This window comes from Flavonifractor sp. An91, assembly GCF_002159225.1.
GTDB classification, from domain to species: domain Bacteria; phylum Bacillota; class Clostridia; order Oscillospirales; family Oscillospiraceae; genus Flavonifractor; species Flavonifractor avicola.
The window spans coordinates 1-1,206 of the sequence record NZ_NFHA01000093.1 but is presented as its reverse complement, the minus strand read 5'-3'; the positions used below and the strand labels follow the sequence as shown (position 1 = coordinate 1,206).

Sequence of the window (1,206 nt, the reverse complement as noted above, 5' to 3'; positions counted from 1 at the left end):
GCCGGGGCCGCAGGGTGCATCGCTGACTTCGACCAGATCAGTTCCGTCATCCGCTCCCGGGAGATCAGCGTCAGCATCATCCTCCAGAGCCTTGCACAGCTGGAGGCCGCATACGGGCACGACAAGGCCGTTACCATTCTGAGCAACTGCGACCACCTGCTCTACCTGGGCGGACAGGAGCTGGCAACGGCCCGGTACATCTCCGTCAAGGCCAACAAGTCTGTCCACACCATTCTGAACATGCCCTTAAACCATGCGTGGCTGTTTACACGGGGCGGCGCACCAAAGGAGGTGGAGAAATACCGCCTGGAGGACCATCCCCTGTATCACTTGGCACAGCCGTCGAAGCAGAAAGCGGTGTGCCGTGAGCAGGATGAGCACGAAGCATGATGCATATTGCGATGGACAGTGCTTATCAGGGCTATACTTGCTTGCAGTCCCCCCTTGACGCCGTCAAAACCAAACTGTTTCTGGAGGTGAAATTATGGGCTCATGGGGTATCACAATGCGCGAGAGCGATTACGGCCTGGACCTGTTGAATGTCATCATAGAGGAACAGCTCAAGCCGATTCAATTCGCATATTTTGATACAGGGAAAGCCATAGGGGTGTTGCGTCAGCACATTCTGGAAGAAATCATATACCGCAATCAGAACTGCTCACAAACGAAACTAGACCATTACATTCGGAGCAGATTGCAGCAATACTTCAGCCGGGCTGCCCTTCTGATTGCGGAGTGTCTGGAAGAATACTATCGCACAAACGAGTTAATTGTCCACGAGTACATAAAAACAACTGGAAATTTACAGGAGCGACATATTCAGCAGGTGCTTGTCACAGAAGAAGCTGTTTCCGTCCTCCTGAAAGAAGTTCGGTGTGTCCAGAACCCAGAGCATGAGATGTACCAATCGTGGCTTCAAGAGAAAACTCGCCAGGAATGGCTTGTCCATGTGCAGGCACTCCAAAAAGCACTTGAACACGCCTTTGACCCATCTGCAAAATAGGCCCATATACCTGACAGTTTTCTATTGCGTACCAAGATTAAGGTGTGCTATACTCAGGTCAGACTTACTTCCAAACACTCTGACCTAGGCCTTGTTTGAAAAATAAAAGTTGCACAAAAGGACGCAATATGTAAAACTAAGGGCATGAAACGCTATGAATTAACAAAAGAACAATGGGAACGGATCAGACCGATGCTGCCACC

Annotated in this window: 2 protein-coding genes; both read left to right on the top strand. The window is 50.4% G+C overall.

The window, feature by feature from the left end; all coding sequences use genetic code 11:
• Window positions 1-390 (top strand): TraM recognition domain-containing protein (locus tag B5G42_RS17575; protein WP_162611154.1); only part of this gene is annotated, 390 nt, incomplete at its 5' end.
• A 94-nt stretch (window positions 391-484) separates the two neighbouring features.
• Entirely contained in the window at window positions 485-1,003 is a 519-nt protein-coding gene (locus B5G42_RS17570) for a hypothetical protein (protein ID WP_087273171.1), read from the top strand.
• The last annotated feature ends 203 nt before the right edge of the window (window positions 1,004-1,206 follow it).